19 protein-coding genes are annotated in these 17,910 nt (G+C 66.2%); 12 read left to right on the top strand and 7 right to left on the bottom strand.

Features of this window, described 5'->3' with window-relative positions:
• Positions 1-6 precede the first annotated feature (6 nt).
• The 3 genes from DEJ14_RS15710 to DEJ14_RS15700 form a co-directional block, all read right to left on the bottom strand.
• Complete coding sequence (locus tag DEJ14_RS15710) at positions 7-1,044, bottom strand: NAD-dependent epimerase/dehydratase family protein (RefSeq protein ID WP_111086568.1); 1,038 nt, start codon at positions 1,042-1,044, stop codon at positions 7-9.
• Between the two features lie 206 nt (positions 1,045-1,250).
• The gene (locus DEJ14_RS15705) at positions 1,251-1,772 is read right to left on the bottom strand and encodes a ribonuclease H family protein (RefSeq protein ID WP_111086567.1); all 522 of its coding nucleotides are present in this window, start codon (positions 1,770-1,772) and stop codon (positions 1,251-1,253) included.
• 70 nt (positions 1,773-1,842) lie between these two features.
• Complete coding sequence (locus DEJ14_RS15700) at positions 1,843-2,703, bottom strand: LysM peptidoglycan-binding domain-containing protein (RefSeq protein ID WP_146249828.1); 861 nt, start codon at positions 2,701-2,703, stop codon at positions 1,843-1,845.
• An 85-nt stretch (positions 2,704-2,788) separates the two neighbouring features.
• On the opposite strand from DEJ14_RS15700, the gene DEJ14_RS15695 reads away from it, so the two are divergent.
• Positions 2,789-3,040, top strand: coding sequence for a hypothetical protein (locus DEJ14_RS15695; protein ID WP_111086565.1), 252 nt, complete (start codon positions 2,789-2,791; stop codon positions 3,038-3,040).
• Here DEJ14_RS15695 and DEJ14_RS15690 read toward each other — a convergent pair.
• The 3 genes from DEJ14_RS15690 to DEJ14_RS15680 form a co-directional block, all read right to left on the bottom strand.
• Complete coding sequence (locus tag DEJ14_RS15690) at positions 3,037-3,609, bottom strand: hypothetical protein (protein ID WP_111086564.1); 573 nt, start codon at positions 3,607-3,609, stop codon at positions 3,037-3,039. The genes DEJ14_RS15695 and DEJ14_RS15690 overlap by 4 nt on opposite strands.
• 34 nt (positions 3,610-3,643) lie before the next feature.
• On the bottom strand, positions 3,644-4,462 hold the full coding sequence (locus tag DEJ14_RS15685) for an aldo/keto reductase (RefSeq protein ID WP_111086563.1): 819 nt from the start codon (positions 4,460-4,462) through the stop codon (positions 3,644-3,646).
• A gap of 200 nt (positions 4,463-4,662) precedes the next feature.
• Entirely contained in the window at positions 4,663-5,868 is a 1,206-nt protein-coding gene (locus DEJ14_RS15680) for an MFS transporter (RefSeq protein ID WP_111086562.1), read from the bottom strand.
• 334 nt (positions 5,869-6,202) lie between these two features.
• Between DEJ14_RS15680 and nrdH the strand changes: the two genes are divergently transcribed.
• The 10 genes from nrdH (at position 6,203) to DEJ14_RS15635 (ending at position 15,752) form a co-directional block, all read left to right on the top strand.
• Positions 6,203-6,436, top strand: coding sequence for a glutaredoxin-like protein NrdH (gene nrdH, locus DEJ14_RS15675; RefSeq protein WP_017886897.1), 234 nt, complete (start codon positions 6,203-6,205; stop codon positions 6,434-6,436).
• A gap of 111 nt (positions 6,437-6,547) precedes the next feature.
• Positions 6,548-6,964: a class Ib ribonucleoside-diphosphate reductase assembly flavoprotein NrdI gene (nrdI, locus tag DEJ14_RS15670; protein WP_111086561.1), complete on the top strand. Its 417-nt coding sequence runs from the start codon at positions 6,548-6,550 to the stop codon at positions 6,962-6,964.
• Between the two features lie 17 nt (positions 6,965-6,981).
• Positions 6,982-9,087: a class 1b ribonucleoside-diphosphate reductase subunit alpha gene (nrdE, locus tag DEJ14_RS15665; protein WP_111086560.1), complete on the top strand. Its 2,106-nt coding sequence runs from the start codon at positions 6,982-6,984 to the stop codon at positions 9,085-9,087.
• Positions 9,088-9,181: 94 nt separating this feature from the next.
• On the top strand, positions 9,182-10,183 hold the full coding sequence (gene nrdF, locus DEJ14_RS15660) for a class 1b ribonucleoside-diphosphate reductase subunit beta (protein ID WP_111086559.1): 1,002 nt from the start codon (positions 9,182-9,184) through the stop codon (positions 10,181-10,183).
• Between the two features lie 201 nt (positions 10,184-10,384).
• Complete coding sequence (locus tag DEJ14_RS19530) at positions 10,385-10,657, top strand: helix-turn-helix domain-containing protein (protein WP_111086558.1); 273 nt, start codon at positions 10,385-10,387, stop codon at positions 10,655-10,657.
• Positions 10,658-11,164: 507 nt separating this feature from the next.
• Positions 11,165-11,353 (top strand): hypothetical protein, encoded by a 189-nt coding sequence (locus tag DEJ14_RS15655; RefSeq protein ID WP_111086557.1) that lies wholly within the window; start codon positions 11,165-11,167, stop codon positions 11,351-11,353.
• 427 nt (positions 11,354-11,780) lie between these two features.
• Positions 11,781-12,938 carry a hypothetical protein gene (locus DEJ14_RS15650; RefSeq protein WP_111086556.1) on the top strand — a complete coding sequence of 386 codons (1,158 nt, stop codon included), beginning with the start codon at positions 11,781-11,783 and terminating at the stop codon, positions 12,936-12,938.
• 362 nt (positions 12,939-13,300) lie between these two features.
• A complete protein-coding gene (locus DEJ14_RS15645) occupies positions 13,301-13,993 on the top strand; it encodes a PD-(D/E)XK nuclease family protein (RefSeq protein ID WP_146249827.1) in 693 nt (230 codons plus the stop codon).
• A gap of 115 nt (positions 13,994-14,108) precedes the next feature.
• On the top strand, positions 14,109-14,873 hold the full coding sequence (locus tag DEJ14_RS15640; RefSeq protein ID WP_111086554.1) for a HipA family kinase: 765 nt from the start codon (positions 14,109-14,111) through the stop codon (positions 14,871-14,873).
• Positions 14,874-14,891: 18 nt separating this feature from the next.
• Complete coding sequence (locus DEJ14_RS15635; RefSeq protein WP_146249826.1) at positions 14,892-15,752, top strand: DUF3037 domain-containing protein; 861 nt, start codon at positions 14,892-14,894, stop codon at positions 15,750-15,752.
• A gap of 323 nt (positions 15,753-16,075) precedes the next feature.
• Here DEJ14_RS15635 and DEJ14_RS15630 read toward each other — a convergent pair whose 3' ends face one another.
• On the bottom strand, positions 16,076-16,894 hold the full coding sequence (locus DEJ14_RS15630; protein WP_111086551.1) for a DUF4145 domain-containing protein: 819 nt from the start codon (positions 16,892-16,894) through the stop codon (positions 16,076-16,078).
• 500 nt (positions 16,895-17,394) lie between these two features.
• On the opposite strand from DEJ14_RS15630, the gene DEJ14_RS15625 reads away from it, so the two are divergent.
• A complete protein-coding gene (locus DEJ14_RS15625; RefSeq protein ID WP_181437640.1) occupies positions 17,395-17,760 on the top strand; it encodes a hypothetical protein in 366 nt (121 codons plus the stop codon).
• Positions 17,761-17,910: the final 150 nt, after the last annotated feature.

Genomic DNA, 17,910 nt, shown 5'->3' with positions numbered 1-17,910 from the left:
CGTGGGTCAGGGGCGGACGAGGCCCTTGGCCACGAGGCTCCGGGCCGCCGCCACGATCGCCTGGTGGGGATCACGAGGTGTCCAGCCGAGCACGGTGCGGGCTCGCTCGTTCGAGGTGCGCTTGGCGTAGCCGAGGTCGGGCACCATCGCACGGAACTGCGGCTGCGTCTCGGCCGCGGTCCGCACGACGTCGTCGGGCAGCGTCTGCGTCGGGACCGCCCGGGCGTCGTCACCGAGGTGCTCGCGCAGGGTGGCTGCGATCTCGGCCATCTCGAGCGCGGGACCGTTCGACAGCAGGAACCGCTTGTCCGCTGCATCCGGCGCGGTCGTCGCGATGACGTGCGCCGCGGCGACGTCACGGACGTCGACGATGGGGATGAACAGGCGCGGGGTCGCGGGCATCCCTCCGGAGAGCATGGACTGCAGGATGTGGTTCGCACCGGACACCGCGTGCCCCATCGCAGGACCCATCACCGCGACCGGCATCGTCGTGACGAGCTCCGGCGCACCGGGCTCGGACGCGACGAAGTCCCACGCAGCCCGTTCGGCGAGGGTCTTGCTCGTGCCGTAGGCATCGACCCCGGGCCCGTCGAGCACCGTCCAGTCGGCCTCGGTGAACACGTGGTCGGAGTGCGGGTGGCCCCAGCTGACCGCGTGGAAGGCCGAGGTCAGCACGACGCGATCGACTCCGGCAGCGTGTGCGGCGCGCAGTACCCGCAGCGTCCCCTCCACCGCCGGACGGATCACGGTGTCCTCGTCCTCGACGTGGCCGGGCATCACCGGCGAGGCGACGTGGTGCACGACGTGGATGTCCGCGACCGCCTGAGCCCATCCGTCATCGGACGTCAGGTCGGCGGCGACGAACTCCAGCCGGTCGTCGGCGGTCAGGCCGGCTTCGGCGAGGACCGCACGGACCGCGGGTTCCCGGTCGAGGGACCGGATCGTGGTGCGGACGCGGTGCCCGGCGTCGAGCAGCTGCAGGATCAGGTGGCCGGCGATGAAGCCGGAGCCGCCGGTGACCAGGACGTGTTCGGTGTTCTCCATGCGCCCAGCATCGTCTCGGGGTCGGACGCGGACCAGTGCCTCGGTGTTCCTGGGTCTGCGAGACCCAGGCTGACCGAGGGCGGACGCGCTGGCCCGAGACTCGTGCGCGCTGCCGCGAGACTCGCGGTGAGCGACGGTTCTCGGGCGAGCGGCCGCGAGATCAGTCGCTCAGGCCGAGACTCGGCCACCGGCCCGGCGCGGCCGGGTCAGAAGAGCGTGGCCGGCGGGGTCGCCTCGGGCAGTGCGGACGGCTCGGTGACCTCGACTCCGGGCCAGCCCGGACCGTGCGGCACGTCGGTGTGGTTCTGGTAGGCGGTGGCCGCACCACGGGCGCGGACGTCGGCGGCCTCGTTCATCTCGTGGCCGACGTGCCCGCGGACCCACTCGAACGTGACCTTGCGGCCCTGCAGTTCGGCGTCGAGCTCCTTGATGATCTCGACGTTCATGACCGGCTTGCCGTCGGCCTTGCGCCAGTTCTTCCGCTTCCACCCAGCGAGCCACTCGGTGCAGGCCTTGATGGCGTACTGACTGTCGCACAGGATGTGCAGCGGCTCGCCGGTGTCCTTCGTCGCGCGGAGCAACTGCAGGACGGCCGTGAGTTCGCCGATGTTGTTCGTTGCCCGGGGCCAGCCACCGGCGGCCCAGCGGTCGTCGTCGACGTACCAGGCCCAGCCGGCGGGGCCGGGGTTGCCGAGGGCTGAGCCGTCTGCTGCGGCGACGATCGTCACGAGGGGACCTCCTGGTCGGGGCTGGTGCCCGTCGAGCGTAACGGACGGTCGAGTTCCGTCCGCGCCGAGGTCAGCGGCGCGCGGGGTCGAGGTTCAGCGTGCTGCCCTCGAGCAACCAGTCGTCGGCGCGGGTCTCCATGTACGGGTTGAGCCACTGCACCTCGGCCGGCGTGATGCCGAACCGCTGCGCGACCGTGGTCAGCTCGTCGCCGTGCGCCACCAGGTAGTCCGCCGGACGACCGTCAACGTCCGTGACGATGCCGTACGCCCCCGGCCGGTCCTTGCCCACGGTGATGCGCAGGTCCGGGTAGGGGTTCGGGATCTTCCAGTCCAGAGCACCGACGGCCAGCACCGATCCGACCCACGGGCGTTTCGACGGGTCTTCGTCCGTGACCGAGGCGGGGACGAGCACGACACTGCGCAAGTAGTCGGGGAGCGGGCCTGACTGGCCCATCGTGAACGAGATCGGTGGACCGGCGCTGGCGTCCCACTCGACCGTGTCGCGCACCGAGCTGTCGTCGCCGTCGAGCGGGCTGGCGGTCCGGTGCCGGAACTGCAGGCTCATCGGCTGCGGGTTGGTCGTGCGGTAGCCGGACAACTGTGCGTCGAAGGTGCCCTGGTCGTTCGCGACGATCCGAACGTGGATGCTCGTGTCACCGCTTGGAGAGGTGACGTCGGTCTCCGCCGCGACCGTGCCGGTGGGCAGGACCTGCTCGAGCTCGTCCGGGTCGCCGCCGATCTGTTCGGTCATGAGCGTCGGGTCGGGGATCGGCTCCGCCGTCCGCTCGGCAGCTTGTCTGGTCGGCTTCGGCAAGGGGTCGTCCCCGCCGAATGCCGTGCAGCCCGTGAGCAACAACCCCACCAGTGCGGTGCCGGCCACTGCGCTCGCCGCGGTCCGCGCTCGTGTTCGTCGTCGTTCGATCTCCCCCACGGCAGCGAGCGTATCGCCGGGGCCGGGCGCGATCGACCGTCGTGACCGAACTGGTACTCGGGGCACACGGACTACCGTCCGGGTCATGAGCGACAGCATCCCGGAGACGCCGGATCCCGACTCGACCGACACCGCGTACAGCCCGTCGAGCGAGCGGGAGACCGAGGCGTCGCAGACGAATCAGCGCAGCGACGCCGAGCTCGAGGCGGACGGCATCGACACGTCCAAGATCACCGCGGCGCCGGGAACGGGTGGCGCGGACGACGCCGGCGACGTGGAACCCGCTCCGGGCGATCTGCACCTGCCGTGGCAGTCGGAAGAAGACCGCCGGGGCTAGCGGGACGCCCGGTCGAGTTCGCGCACGAGTTCCTCGCCGTCGCGGACGTCCCAGAACGCGAACACCTGCGGTCCGAACAGCCCGTCGAGTCCGGTGTTCGCGTAGATCTTGGCGGTCGCTCCGCCGGCGAAGAACGCCGCTACTCCGCTCGGATCGCCGGTGTTCCACTCCACCGAACAGTGTCGTCGGCCGCCGGTCCAGGTGATGGTGCGATCGGTGCGTCCCACCGGGACCTCGCGGGTGGTGTTCGGCCTGATGATCAGCGCGCGGCGGTCGGTGACGGCGTAGACGGTCGTGCGTTTGCGGTGGGCCTTCACGAAGAAACGCCCGAACACGAGGTGCAGGCCGACCAGCGACAAGACAATCGGGATGATCGCTCCCACGCCGAGGTACCCGTTCCGCACGACGTCGGCCACTGCGAACAGGATGAAGCCGGTCCAGAACAAGGAGAACGGGATGAGGAAGCCGTCCCGCCCCGTGAAGAGCTTCGCGGGGTCGCTCGTGCCGGCCCAGTACAGGTGCTCATCCGGCCCGAGGTGCTCGCGGGCGGTCTGCTGAGGATCGTTCACCCCGAAGAACCTACGCCGTCACACACGCTCCACGTCACGAGACCGAGTCTGGGTGTGAGCCCGTCCGCTGCCCGGACTCGAGCGTCGCGATCGCCGCGAGCTCGTCGTCACTGAGGACGAAGCCGTCGACGTCGAGGTTCGACCGGATCCGAGACGGCGTCACCGACTTCGGCAGCACCACGACCCCCTGCTGCACGTTCCACCGCACGAGGACCTGCGCGACGCTCACCCCGTGGGCGTCCGCGATGCCGGTGAGGACCGGTTCGTCGATCAGCCGGCCGCGACCGAGCGGCGACCAGGCTCCGGTGACGATGTCGTGCTGCTGGTGGAACTCGATCAGCTCACGCTGGGGGAGCCACGGGTGCCGCTCGACCTGGTTGAGCACCGGGACCTCGCCCGTCTCGTCGACGAGTCGCTGCAGGTGCGGCACCTGGAAGTTCGAGACCCCGATGCCCCGCGCCCGGCCGGAGTCGCGCAGTTCGACGAGCGCGCGCCAGGTCTCGACGTAGCGGTCGTTCGCCGCAGCGGGCCAGTGGATCAGGTACAGGTCGACCGTGTCGAGCCCCAGCCGCTCGAGGCTGCCGTCGAACGCCCGCAGGGTCGCGTCGCGCCCCTGGTGGTCGTTCCACACCTTGGTCGTCACGAAGACGTCGTCACGGTCGAGCCCGGAGGCCCGGATCGCCGTGCCGACGCCGGTCTCGTTGCCGTACATCTCGGCCGTGTCGACGTGTCGGTAGCCGGCGTCGAGCGCGAGACCGACCGCCGTCTCGGCCTCGGTGTCGTCGACCTTGTAGACGCCGAACCCGATCGCGGGGATCGCGGCGCCGTCACGCAGGGGAAGTGAACTGACCATGCACCCATCCTGCCGGTGCGTGGCGGGCGCGCGCCGGGCCTCCCGGCCATCTGTGGAGAACGCGACCCGCTCGTGGGAAGCACGTTCCTTCCCATACGGGCCGCGATCGCAAACGCAATCGGGCGTACCTGGTCAGAACTTCCGAACAGGTACGCCCGATTCGACCAGGTACGCCGAAAGCCCGCGCCCGCGCGCCCCGCTCAGGTCGGCAGGACCACCGGCTCGGTGTCGGGGATGGGGCTGGCGTCACGGCCGCGCAGGTCGGGCAGCCAGCGCTTGGCCCCGAGCGCGACGACGACGCCCACCCCGGCCATGACCGCACCGACCGTGAAGCCGCCCACCGGGCCACTGCTGTCGATCAGGAAGCCGGCGACGGCGGACCCGCCGGCGGCGCCGATGAGCTGACCGGTGCCCATCCAGCCGTAGGCCTCGGCCGTGTCGGAGAACTTGACCGTGGCGGAGACCGAGCCGAACATCACCGCGAGTGCCGGCGCGATGCCGATGCCCGCGATCACGAGGGCGAAGCAGAGCCACCAGAAGTCCGTGCCGCCCAGGGCGAGCGCCAGACCGACGAAGACGATCGCCATGCGCGTCCACAGGGTGTTGGGGGAGATCGGACGGTGGCCGAAGGCCAGGCCGCCGAACAGCGACCCGACCGCGAAGACGGCCAGGACGATGCCGGCGTTCGGGCTGCCCTCGCCGAAGACGCTGGTGACGCTGGCCTCGACCGCGGCGCACGCCCCGATGAGCAGCAGACCGGTCAGGGTGGCGACGACGACCGACGGCCGCTTCAGCACCACGCCGAACGCGCGCTTCGAGCGGGGGATGCGGACGCGGCCGAGCTCGGGGGAGGCGATGAACCACGTGCCGCCGACCACCAGGAAGACCATGGCGACGACGATCGCCTCGACCGTGCCGACCTGGGTCGCGACGAAGGTGGTGATGACCGGTCCGGCGACCCAGATGAGTTCCTGGGCGCTGGCGTCGAGCGAGAACAAGGGGGTGAGCTGCGACGAGGTCACCATCTTGGGGTAGATGGTGCGCACCGCCGGCTGCACGGGCGGGACCGCGAGACCGCCGAGGAACCCGACCACCACGTAGCCCCAGAGCGGCATGAGCACGAAGCCGATGACCCCCATGCTCACGAGCGCGACGATGCTCGTCAGGATGAGGACGGGACGCATGCCCCAGCTGCCCATCCAACGGCTGGTGAGCGGGCCCGCCAGTGCCTGCCCGACACTCGTCGTCGCGAGCACCAGGCCGGCGGCGCCGTAGGAGTGGAAGACGTGCTCGACGTGCAGCAGGTAGGCCAGCGAGAGCATCCCGAACGGGAAGCGCGCGGTGAGCTGTGCAGCGATGACACGACCCACGCCGGGGGTCTTCAGGAGGGGGCCGTACGTGCTCACGAGACGAGTGTACGGACCGGACGGAACGGGGTGTCACCCGTCCGGGGGAGGTGTGGAGGAGGTCCTCGTCGACACCGTTCTCAGACACGCCGACGGGAGGTGTCGAGAACTTCCGTCCACAGCTTGTGGAGGACTGTCGGTGGTCGGTGCGAGAGTGGCGGAAAACCGGGCCTCCGGGAATCCACAGTCTGTGGATCGGCTTGTGGAAACTACAGGTGTGTAACACTTTCTCTTGTGGTCGACGGGTCCGCCGGGCACAACATGTAGTAGCGTCGTCCTCAGCACCGCACACGAACTTCGGACCTGGAATCAGGCCCAGAAACCAGGGGAGAACATGGCCGTCACCGTCTACACCAAGCCGTCCTGCGTCCAGTGCACAGCGACGTACCGGGCCCTCGACAACAAGGGCATCGAGTACGAAGTGCACGACGTCTCCACCGACGAGGCAGCCCTCGAGCACGTCAAGAGCCTGGGCTACATGCAGGCCCCCGTCGTCGTCACGGACGACGACCACTGGTCGGGCTTCCGCCCCGACAAGATCGCGACGCTCAGCGCCGAACTGGCGTAGTCGTCTCCCGTCCTGTGGACGGTCACCCGGTTCCGTTCAGGAGGCCCGGATCACCACCCGCAGGACACCCTCCGGTCCGCCTGTTCCGCACCTTCACCACAGGAGCGCACCATGAGCCGATTGGTCTACTTCTCGAGCGTGTCCGGGTACACCGCACGCTTCGTCGAGAAGCTCGGCCGCGACGCGGACCGGATCCCGCTCTACCCGAGCGAACCCTTCCTCCACGTGGACGAGCCCTACGTCCTGTTCCTGCCCACCTACGGTGGCGGCAACGGCGATGGTGCGGTCCCCAAGCAGGTCATCAAGTTCCTCAACGACGCACACAACCGCTCGCTCATCCGCGGTGTGGTCGTCGGCGGCAACACGAACTTCGGCGAGGCCTACGGCCTGGCAGGGGACGTCATCGCGCGGAAGTGCAACGTCCCCCTTCTCTACAGATTCGAACTCTTCGGGACCCCTGACGACGTGTCGGCGGTCAACTCAGGATTGGATGCATTTTGGACGCAGCAGTTGCAGACGTCGATCTGACGTCGCCGCAGACGGGGATGGACTACCACTCCCTCAACGCGATGCTCAACCTCTACGACGCGGACGGGAACATCCAGTTCGACAAGGATCGTGAGGCCGCCAAGCAGTTCTTCCTGCAGCACGTCAACCAGAACACCGTCTTCTTCCACAACCTGAAGGAGCGGCTCGACTACCTGGTCGAGAACGAGTACTACGAAAAAGCCACGATCGACATGTACTCGCTGGACTTCATCCAGCGACTCAACGACCTGGCGTACTCGAAGAAGTTCCGGTTCCAGACGTTCCTCGGCGCGTTCAAGTACTACACGAGCTACACGCTCAAGACGTTCGACGGCAAGCGCTACCTCGAGCGCTTCGAGGACCGCGTCGTCATGACCGCCCTCGGCCTGGCCCAGGGCAACGAGCAGCTCGCCATCGACCTGGTCGAAGAGATCGTCGCCGGCCGCTTCCAGCCCGCCACCCCGACGTTCCTCAACACGGCGAAGGCACAGCGCGGCGAGCTCGTCTCCTGCTTCCTGCTCCGCATCGAGGACAACATGGAGTCGATCTCGCGCGGCATCAACTCCTCCCTGCAGCTCTCGAAGCGCGGCGGCGGCGTGGCCCTGCTCCTCTCCAACATCCGCGAGGCCGGCGCCCCGATCAAGCAGATCGAGAACCAGTCCTCGGGCATCATCCCCGTGATGAAGCTGCTGGAAGACTCCTTCTCCTACGCGAACCAGCTCGGTGCGCGTCAGGGTGCCGGCGCGGTCTACCTCAGCGCCCACCACCCGGACATCATGAAGTTCCTCGACACCAAGCGCGAGAACGCCGACGAGAAGATCCGCATCAAGACGCTGTCCCTCGGCGTCGTCGTGCCGGACATCACGTTCGAACTCGCGAAGAACAACGAGGACATGTACCTGTTCTCGCCGTACGACGTCGAGAAGGTCTACGGCGTCCCCTTCGGCGACGTCCCGATCTCCGAGAACTACCGCGCGATGGTCGACGACTCGCGCATCAAGAAGACGAAGATCAAGGCGCGTGACTTCTTCACGACCATCGCCGAGATCCAGTTCGAGTCGGGCTACCCGTACATCGTGTTCGAGGACACGGTGAACAAGGCCAACCCGATCAAGGGTCGGATCAACATGTCCAACCTGTGCTCCGAGATCCTGCAGGTCAACACCCCGACGACCTTCAACGAGGACCTGTCCTACAAGGAGATCGGCAAGGACATCTCCTGCAACCTCGGCTCGCTGAACATCGCGCTGACGATGGACTCGCCCGACTTCGGCAAGACCATCGAGACGGCCATCCGCGGCCTGACCTCGGTCTCGCAGATGTCGCACATCACCTCGGTGCGTTCCGTCGAGGACGGCAACGACAAGTCGCACGCCATCGGCCTCGGCCAGATGAACCTGCACGGCTACCTTGCTCGTGAGCGCGTCTACTACGGCTCCGAAGAGGGCATCGACTTCACGAACATCTACTTCTACACGGTGCTGTTCCACGCCCTTCGTGCGTCGAACAAGATCGCGATCGAGACCGGCGAGACCTTCGACGGCTTCCGTGACTCGAAGTACGCGTCGGGTGAGTTCTTCGACAAGTACACCGACCAGGCGTGGACCCCGGCGACCCCCCGCGTTGCGTCGCTGTTCGACAACGCGAACATCACGATCCCGACGCAGGACGACTGGAAGGCGCTGAAGGCGTCCGTCCAGGAGCACGGCATCTACAACCAGAACCTGCAGGCCGTGCCGCCGACCGGTTCGATCTCGTACATCAACCACTCGACGTCGTCGATCCACCCGATCGCGTCGAAGATCGAGATCCGCAAGGAAGGCAAGCTCGGCCGCGTCTACTACCCGGCGCCGTTCATGACGAACGACAACCTGGACTACTACCAGGACGCGTACGAGATCGGTGCCGAGAAGATCATCGACACGTACGCCGCGGCGACGCAGCACGTGGACCAGGGCCTGTCCCTGACGCTGTTCTTCAAGGACACCGCCACCACGCGTGACATCAACAAGGCGCAGATCTACGCATGGCGCAAGGGCATCAAGACGATCTACTACATCCGTCTGCGTCAGCTCGCCCTCGAGGGCACCGAGGTCGAGGGCTGCGTCAGCTGCATGCTGTAGAGCTGCCGCTCTCTTCCTGGAGGCGCGGGGCGGGCCCCGCCCCGCGCCTCCAGTCCGTCATCAGATCACCATCTCGAATCCGGAAGACAATCCCATGACCCTCACCGACCCGGTCCACGCCACGGGCAAGTCCATCCCGCTGATCAGCTCGGTCAGTGCCATCAACTGGAACCGCATCCAGGACGACAAGGACGTCGAGGTCTGGAACCGGCTGGTCAACAACTTCTGGCTGCCCGAGAAGGTGCCGCTGTCGAACGACGTGCAGTCGTGGAACACGCTGACCCCGGCAGAGCAGCAGCTCACCATGCGGGTCTTCACCGGCCTGACGCTGCTCGACACCATCCAGGGCACCGTCGGCGCGATCAGCCTGATCCCCGACGCCATCACCCCGCACGAAGAAGCCGTCTACACGAACATCGCGTTCATGGAGTCGGTGCACGCGAAGAGCTACTCGTCGATCTTCTCGACGCTGGCCTCGACGCCCGAGATCGACGACGCCTTCCGCTGGTCCACCGAGAACGTGAACCTGCAGAAGAAGGCCCAGATCGTCCTCGACTACTACACCGGTGACGACCCCCTGAAGCGCAAGGTCGCCTCGACGCTGCTCGAGTCGTTCCTGTTCTACTCCGGCTTCTACCTGCCGATGTACTGGTCGTCCCGCGCCAAGCTCACCAACACCGCTGACCTGATCCGCCTGATCATCCGCGACGAAGCCGTCCACGGGTACTACATCGGGTACAAGTTCCAGAAGGGCCTCGAAGGCGCTTCCGAAGAGCGCAAGCAGGAGATCAAGGACTACACGTTCAACCTGCTGTTCGAGCTCTACGAGAACGAGGTGCAGTACACGCAGGACCTCTACGACCAGGTCGGGCTGACCGAGGACGTCAAGAAGTTCCTGCACTACAACGCCAACAAGGCGCTGATGAACCTGGGCTACGAGCCGATGTTCCCCAAGGAGACGACGGACGTGAACCCGGCGATCCTGTCGGCCCTGTCGCCCAACGCCGACGAGAACCACGACTTCTTCTCGGGGTCCGGGTCGTCGTACGTCATCGGCAAGGCGGAGAAGACTGAGGACGAGGACTGGGACTTCTGATCCTGGTCTGACTCGTGGGGCGCCCCGCTGGCTTCGTGATGACCCGTCTTGGACCTGGCCATTCAGGAGTCAGTGTTGGCCGAGGCTGTTTCCTTGCTGGCCTGACGGCGCTCTAGCTGGCCAGTTTCGGTTTGTGCGGGCGTTCCTTGCCCAGTTGGCACGTGGTGTGCCTGCGATCTATTGCCCTTTTTGGGAGGTGTTGTGAGCAGAACGTCTCGGTTGAGTCCGGTGGAGTTGGCTCCTGCGCCGTGGCCCGAAGTGGCGTCTTCAGATCCGGTCGGGGAGATCGGCCGTCAGTTCGCGCGTCATCTAAGTGAGGCGATCGGCTCGCAGTCCCTCCGTGAAGTCGCTGCAGCGGCGGGGGTGAATCGTCAGACGTTGGCGAACATCCTGGCCGGAGAGGTGTGGCCGGACTTGGCGACGATCGGGCGCCTGCAGTTGGCCTTGGGTGTCCAGCTAGTTGTTCTGCGGTGAAACCATGGCGATTCGGCCCAGTGAGCCATTCCGGAGCCGAGATCACGCAGTTCGGTAACGGGCGGCGCGACCCGGACCTTGGCGCGAAGCGATTGAAGACAGTCTCGTAGGGGCTTGCAAGAGTACGGGTTGGCGTTCAGTCCGATCTCGAGCCGGGCAGTCGTTGCGAGGTCGGACCAAGCGCGAGTGTTCCAAACTCCGAGGTGGTGTGAAGCGGATTCAGGCCAATGGTTCGCTGCCGTGCCCAAGTCACGGACACGACGTGGGGCACACAAACGATCAGGCCTGTCGAGCGTCGACGCTCCGGTCGTCGAGCGTCATCGTCCGCCGGCCGGGGTGTCGATTCCCTCCGTAAGGAGGCGCGCCGGTGCCGCCCAGCCCTTTACGCCGTCAGGGATTTGGTCTGCCGTGGTGGGAGTGGCGCGGGGGTCGCGTCCGTCATACCCGGCGAACCCGCCCTGATGATGGCGGCGGACCAGGGGGACAGTCCAAATCGCCGTCGACGGCATGAACGTCGGTCAGCCGCAAGACCTCTACAGCGCCCAGACGGGGAAGTGGGCCTCCCTCACCGTTCCCATCCACATCACTTCCGACGGGACCCACACGGTCAGTTACACCGTCACCGGGAAAAACGCCGCGAGCACGTCCTACATCGTCGGCATCGACTACCTCACGCTGACGCAGACCAACAACTGATCGCAGCAATCAGCGAGAATTCACCGAAGGCCCGGCGCAGATCTGCGCCGGGCCTTCGGCCGTCCGCACCGCTCATGCGGAACCAGACACTGCGGGCCCGAAGAGAGGCCAGACAGACGGCCGGTACCGGCCTGTGAAGCCGACCGCCGACGACATTCAGGACGTATTCGACGCTTTTCTGCGTGGAGCACTCCTCCGCGGCGAGAGCGCGGCTAAGTCCCCCGGTGGGCAGGGGGCGTGCTCGGGGGGAGGAGCGCACATATCGCGAGAGCCCGCGTGGCGGCCCGGTTCCGAGCGGACGCGCTCATCCCGATACAGTCACGCTGTGTTCATGGGGAGAGGTACTCGGGGTCAGCGCGCAACAGGTCGGCTGGCGGAGCACGCTGACGGCGGCGGGCGGCACGACCGGCGTTGGCGGGGTCGCGACGTGAACTCGGCGGTCGTCCGGAACGTGCGCCGTTCGAACATCAGGAAGGCCGCCTATCAGGGCACGGGGATAGCCACTGGCGCCGTCCTCTTGGTCCTCGCCGCCACCACGTCCACCACGGCATGGCTCGACCCCAGCCTCAACCGAAGTACGGCGATACTGAACGCGATCGGGGACCTCGGCCTGACTCTCATCGACGACGCTGGCTGGTTCCTCCCGCTCCTGTGCGCCATGTTGCTCGGCATCATCGGCCTGCTGCTCGGGCAGTCCAAAGATGCGGCCGAGGACGATGGCGCACTGCGGCTTCGGCGCCGGCTCGCGCTCTCCGCGTGGGCCATTGCCGGTATCTGCGTGGCCCACCTCGTCATCGTCATCGTCGCGGTCGTGAACTATCACCGCGTCGCTCCGCACCTGTGGTCCGCCGCCGTCACCACTGTGCTTCTCACCGGAGGGGCACTCTGGATCGGCATCATCGTCCTCGGGACGAGCCACGAGCAGCTCCGGCTGACCCGAAGTCAGGCGGAGCTGGTCGAAGTCGACCTCCAGCACATTCCCGCAGATGTCCGCCCAGCTTCCGGCAAGCGCCGCGCTCTCCTGCTCATAGTGACGGTATCCGTGATCACGTCGACGTGCAGCATCGGGATCGTGGCGATGCTGGGACAGACGCTCGATCCCCCGACCGCGATCATCATCGACCTGCTCGTCGCAGTGACGTGGAGCACGGCCATGTTCGGGCTGTGCTGGCTCGCCGCGCTCATCAGCCGTCCGGTCGGAAGCCGCATCCTCATCATCGTCGGTGCGACTGCGCCTGCAGCCTCGTGGGTCGCAAGCGTGACACTCGCCGACGGCATTTCGATCACACAAAGCGCGGTCGACGGCTTCGTCGCGATGCTCGTCCCATCGGCAGCCGCGCTCATGCCGCGCACCTGGTTCGGAGGATGGACCTACCAGGACGCAACACTCAGGATGCGGCGACGCGCGCTCCTCAAACAGTCCATAGACCTGTGCGAAACCGAGGCGCACCTTCGCTCGGCGATTGATGCAGAGCGACCGCTCCTCGCCCGCCTGCAACACGCGCGGATGGACCGCGACGAGCGTAAGCGGGCATGCTCGTGCCGGGAACGTCGTGCTGAGCTCGTACGTCGTCCGCTGACGTAACCGAGCAGCTTCTGGGCCATCGATGGACAGAAACGAGCGCCTGGCTGCATCACGCCGCCCCGCACCGACGGATGCGGCGCATGGGCACGAGGACACGCAAGGTGGTCCAGCTCTCGGTGTCACGTGCGTCCGCGTCGCATGCCCTTTCCGCGGGAACTTCCCGCCGGCACATTGACACGAAGCGGCCTCTTCGATGCTCGAACTTCGAAGCGACTCATCAGGTCTGCGTGCGACGACCCAGCCCGGCAGAGCGGCGTCGCGCCCCCGCAGCCCTGCTCGTTTGGGGCACGCCACGACGCACAGACCAGACACTCCAACGCCTATGCGGCCGTGCCGACAGGCGTGCGAGCAAAATGTCCTCCATGGGGGATAGCACGATCTTCATGCTCCGCGGTCAGCTCGTTCACCGAGCCGTGTTGTGGCCGTTCGTCAGGCCACTTGTCGGGGACCAGCTTCGCGCTGTGAAAGACCCGGAATTCGTGAAACGGCGAGCGATTGTCGCTGCGACTGTGCTCGCCCGAGCGCTCGAGAACCTGCTCGATGGAGGTACCGATCTTGAGAAGGACACCGCTCTCGGCCTCGTCAACCTCGAAGGCCCGAGAGATTTCACGACCTTCGAACCGGAGTGGCAACGCCTGTCCACTGCTGATCGCCGCGAGGTTCTCATCGATCTCGACCGGTACATCATCAACGCTGCGAACGGTATCGCCGCCTTCATCCGGGAAGTCGGCCTCACCGGAGGGCTGACGACCTGCGTCTGGTCGGAAGTGCCGCTGTTCATGGCGGACGGATTCTTCAACCCCGTCGAAGGTGCGCCGACTCGCCTTCGCGCGGACCTCGTCGTGTGGCGGCAAAGGGGCGTCATGGACGTCCTCGATCTGAAGGTCGGGAACGCTAACCCGCCGGACTGGGTGCTGCAGAAGGACCGGAAGCAACTCGCGCTCTACGTTGATGCCGTCAAGCGCCGAGCCGCCGGAACTTCCCGCGTCCGCGCAAAGCTGCTCTACGTCGGCAGGGGCCACGGTGCCAGCCGATTCGAGTCGCTTACGCCATAGCGGGCAGCGATATCTCCGGCGGAGGGCGAACCCCGCCTCGCCGCGTTGGACCACGGCCGCGCGCTAGAGTCGCACTCGTGGGGGACCGACTTGCAAGACGCGGGGTGCGCGCGCGATGACCGACGAGCGTCCGATCGCCGTCGCGCTCCGAAGCGTGGTCGCGCCCTTGCAGATCAGCGGCTCCGGGGCGGGCGCATTCCTCGTCCTCGCAGACGACGGCGAGGAGTACTGGGTGAAAGCACCGAACAACCCGCAGGGTGCCCGGTCGCTCATCGCAGAGCGGGTTGTCGCCGGCATCGGTGAACTCATCGGTGCTCCAGTGCCGGACACGGCGCTGATGGCGATCCCCGACGACCTCCGGTTCGAATTCAAGCCGGGCATCCGGACCAACGGCGGATTGGGACACGGCTCGCTCAACGTGCAACCGGTCGTGAACTCAACCGATTGGGGGCGTTTCGCACCAGACGACCACAACCGTGAACGGACCGCCAGCATTCTCGGGCTCTGGGACCTCTGCCTCGGATTTGACGAGCAATGGGTTCACCAGTCCGACGAGGACAACCAGATCTTCACGGTCGACCACGGCTTCTGGTTCGGAGGGGGGTCGGACTGGACCATCGCCGACCTCCAGCGAGTCGGCACCAACGCATGGGACCAGGACCTCGACCCCGGCATTGCATCAGCTGTGGCGCTCCGTGACGCCGCGGACCGCATCGATACCCTCACGCTCGACATGTTGCGGGGCGTCGTCGACACCGTCCCCGTAGAGTGGGACACCACTCCGGCGGAACTGTCGGAGCTGGCATCCATACTGTTCGTCCGAGCCGAAGGCGTTGCGGCGCGACTGCGCACCAACGCCGCCCACTCCCGCCACCGATGACGCAAGGAGGTGCATGAGATGGTCTACCAATACTGGGTCGTTCGATACGTCCCCAACGTCGCTCGAGGCGAGTTTACGAACATCGGTATCGTCTGCGGCATCGACGGCGGCGGCTGGGCAAGCCGATTCGACCTGCGCAACGTACCGAATCCCGGCTCGCTCCGCGCCGACCTTCGGGAACTCGGGAGCTGGGTCCGCTGGTTCGAGCGCCGCGTCGGCGCATATGATGCTGGCCAGCTCGACGAGGGCCGCATCGACAGCGGCTGGATGAACGAGATGCGCGACCGGCAGGCGAACGCCGTTCAACTCGCAGGCCCCACCCCGATCGCCGTCGAATCCGCGCAGGCCGGCGTCGAACTGCTTTACCCGCACTTGGTGGAACGAACGAACAGACGTCGACGTCGACGTGGTCTCACACGCGCCGACATGCGCAACGAACTGCGCGACACGTTCACGCACGAGCTAGGTTTCCGTATCGGTCAGAACCTCTTCCGTCAGCCCACGATGCTTGTCGGGTCCTGGCACACAAAGTTCGACCTCGGACGACGCCAAGACGGGACCGTTCTCACGAACACGTGGACGTTCAACGGGTCTAGCCGCGAGTACCTTGAGCGTGACATCGGCCACTGGAACTACATCGTCAGCCGCTTCCGCACCGAAGGTGCGCACGTCGTTCTCGGACACACTGACGAACACCTCACCGGCTCTGAGCGGATCGAGGTCGTATTCGACGCCCCCGACCGTCGTGACACCGCACCAACCTGGCGGGAAGACGTCTTCGAGGCAGCACTCGAATCATGGCGCCATGAGGGCGTCGTCGCCACGAACTACGACGACTACCTCTTGCAGCTTCGCAGTGGCGACTTCGCGCTGCACTAGGAATCTACATCACGGGAGTGATTGGTGAACCGGACAGGGACCGACTCGTATTCGAGCCCATTGTTGAACAGGCGTGCAGGGACTTGGGCGACGCTGGCACAGCGCACCGAGTAGACGTTCCCGGAGAAGATGGGCACCGCGACGTTGAGATCGGGTTCGTGGAGGCGGTGCGTTCGTCCGATTCGATCGAACATCAGGTGGACGACTTGTGCGGAGCCCTGGTGCCGCCTCTCGTCCTTCATGGGCAACGCTGCTATCCCGCAGATAGCGACCTCGTGGACGCCGTGGCCCCGGCTCGGTACCCGTCCCGGCGAGAGCCGAGCCTACGTCTTCAATTCGCCGGTCTGCGCACGCATCCGGTCGGCGGCGGTGCGGCGCTGCTCGATCCCAGCGCGGACCGATTCCGGCAAGGACTGCGCCAGTCCGCGCTGCCGTGAAGGCTTAGTGCGGAGTTCGTCGACCAGATCATTGATGCTCTCGAACAGGAAGTCGATGAGCTCAGTGTTCCGTTCGTCGAGCACGAGGACAATGACGTCGTCCGTGCTGTCGCCAACATGCACTGACTCGTTGCCGGCGTAGCGAATCACGTCGAGCATTTCCATGAGCCCGCTCGACACTCGCGTTCGGACGTGCTCGATCCGAGCGTTCAAGGTCGCCTTCTCGCCGGCTTCGGGGTCGAGTTCGCGCAGCACCAGCTCAAGTGTCGCTCGCGCCATCGCGGCGCCGGCACGCCTGGAAATGGGCACGACTGCGCGCGCCTCCTCATACAGCGTTACTGCGGATGCGGACATGTCCGGGTGCGGTGCGGGCCCTCCCTTGCCGCTGGGGTACACCATGACGCCGTCACGCCAAATCGAAGCCTGGCGGCACCGCTGGCACTGCGCCGACGCCCACATCGATCCGACAACCCAATCAGCCTTCGGGTCGTCGAACGGCTGCGTCTCGTCGTCGAACTCTCCGGCGAACGGGTCGTAGACCTCTTCGGAGAGCACGTGGTAGGTCTGCGGCTCTATCCAACCGGTGCCCTGATTCGCCAGCATGTAGCCGACCATCTGCCAGTCCTGCACGCTGTGTACGCCGCAGGTTGGGCATTTGAAGGACCGAGCGGATCGGCTGCGAGCGGCGTTCGCTGCGTCGGTCATCGGCGTGTTCCCGGAAGCATGGAGCGAGCCTACCGACGGCAGGAGCGTCGGAATCGGCGCGGCCCTCCTCAATGTTTGCCTCGCTCATCCAGCGGCGCAGACCGGACTCGCTGATATCGAAATCTCCCGGACCGGTTTCTCACCCTGCCGGGCAAGCGCCACAGCGCCGCGGCGGAGCTCCTCAGGCTTCGCACCAGGCATCACGGCCTTCTTATCCGGGACGATCATCGCCCCAACTCAGGTGTCCGGGAGACCCGGGACAGGTCATGTCGGCTGTGTGCGGCGGAGAATTCGTCGGCCGTGAGGCGTCTATCGGTCGATGGGATCTGTTGGCGGGTTGAGCAGCCGGAGGATGGCTCGGGCGAGGACGCCGGCAGCGTCGGCTGTCTCCGCTGGCGTCAGGGAGAGCGTCCGTCGGAGGACGGCCAGGATCGCGCCGAGCGCCGCCGTGACGAGGATGTCGGACTCGAGCGTGTCGGGAATACCACTCGCTCTATAGCGTGCATCAGGTTCTCACAACTCAAATGCTCCGAGGCCTCGTCGACAGCATTCGGACGGCTGCACTGGACTTCGCGATCGAACTACAGCTGGCGAACCCTGACGCCGGTTCCGTAGGAGGTCCGACGATCGAGACAGATCCCAAAGTCGCTTCGGTGGTGTATAACGTGACAAACAACGTCACCGGGCACGGTACAAACATCGCGGCGGGCTCGTCGATCACGCAGACGTCCACCGTCAACGCCGGAGACCGCGACGGTCTTCGTGAGGAGCTAACGAAGGTTGGACTTGATGAGGCCTCGGCCGAAGAGTTCGCAAACGCCCTTGACACGGACGGAAGCGTCGAAGGCCCCCGTGTTTCACGATGAAGACCGATACGCGGTCACAGGCCTTGCAGTCGTTGCCGCGTGGGTGCTGCTCTTCTGTGCAGCTCAAGCGCACTACGTTCCTCTCGAGACCGCCTACCAAGCCCACCTCGACACCCTGAAGGGACTGCTGCAGGTTTCGTTGACTCGTTG

The organism is Curtobacterium sp. MCJR17_020, assembly GCF_003234365.2.
Taxonomy (GTDB): Bacteria; Actinomycetota; Actinomycetes; order Actinomycetales; family Microbacteriaceae; genus Curtobacterium.
This window is presented reverse-complemented; position numbering and strand designations above follow the sequence as displayed.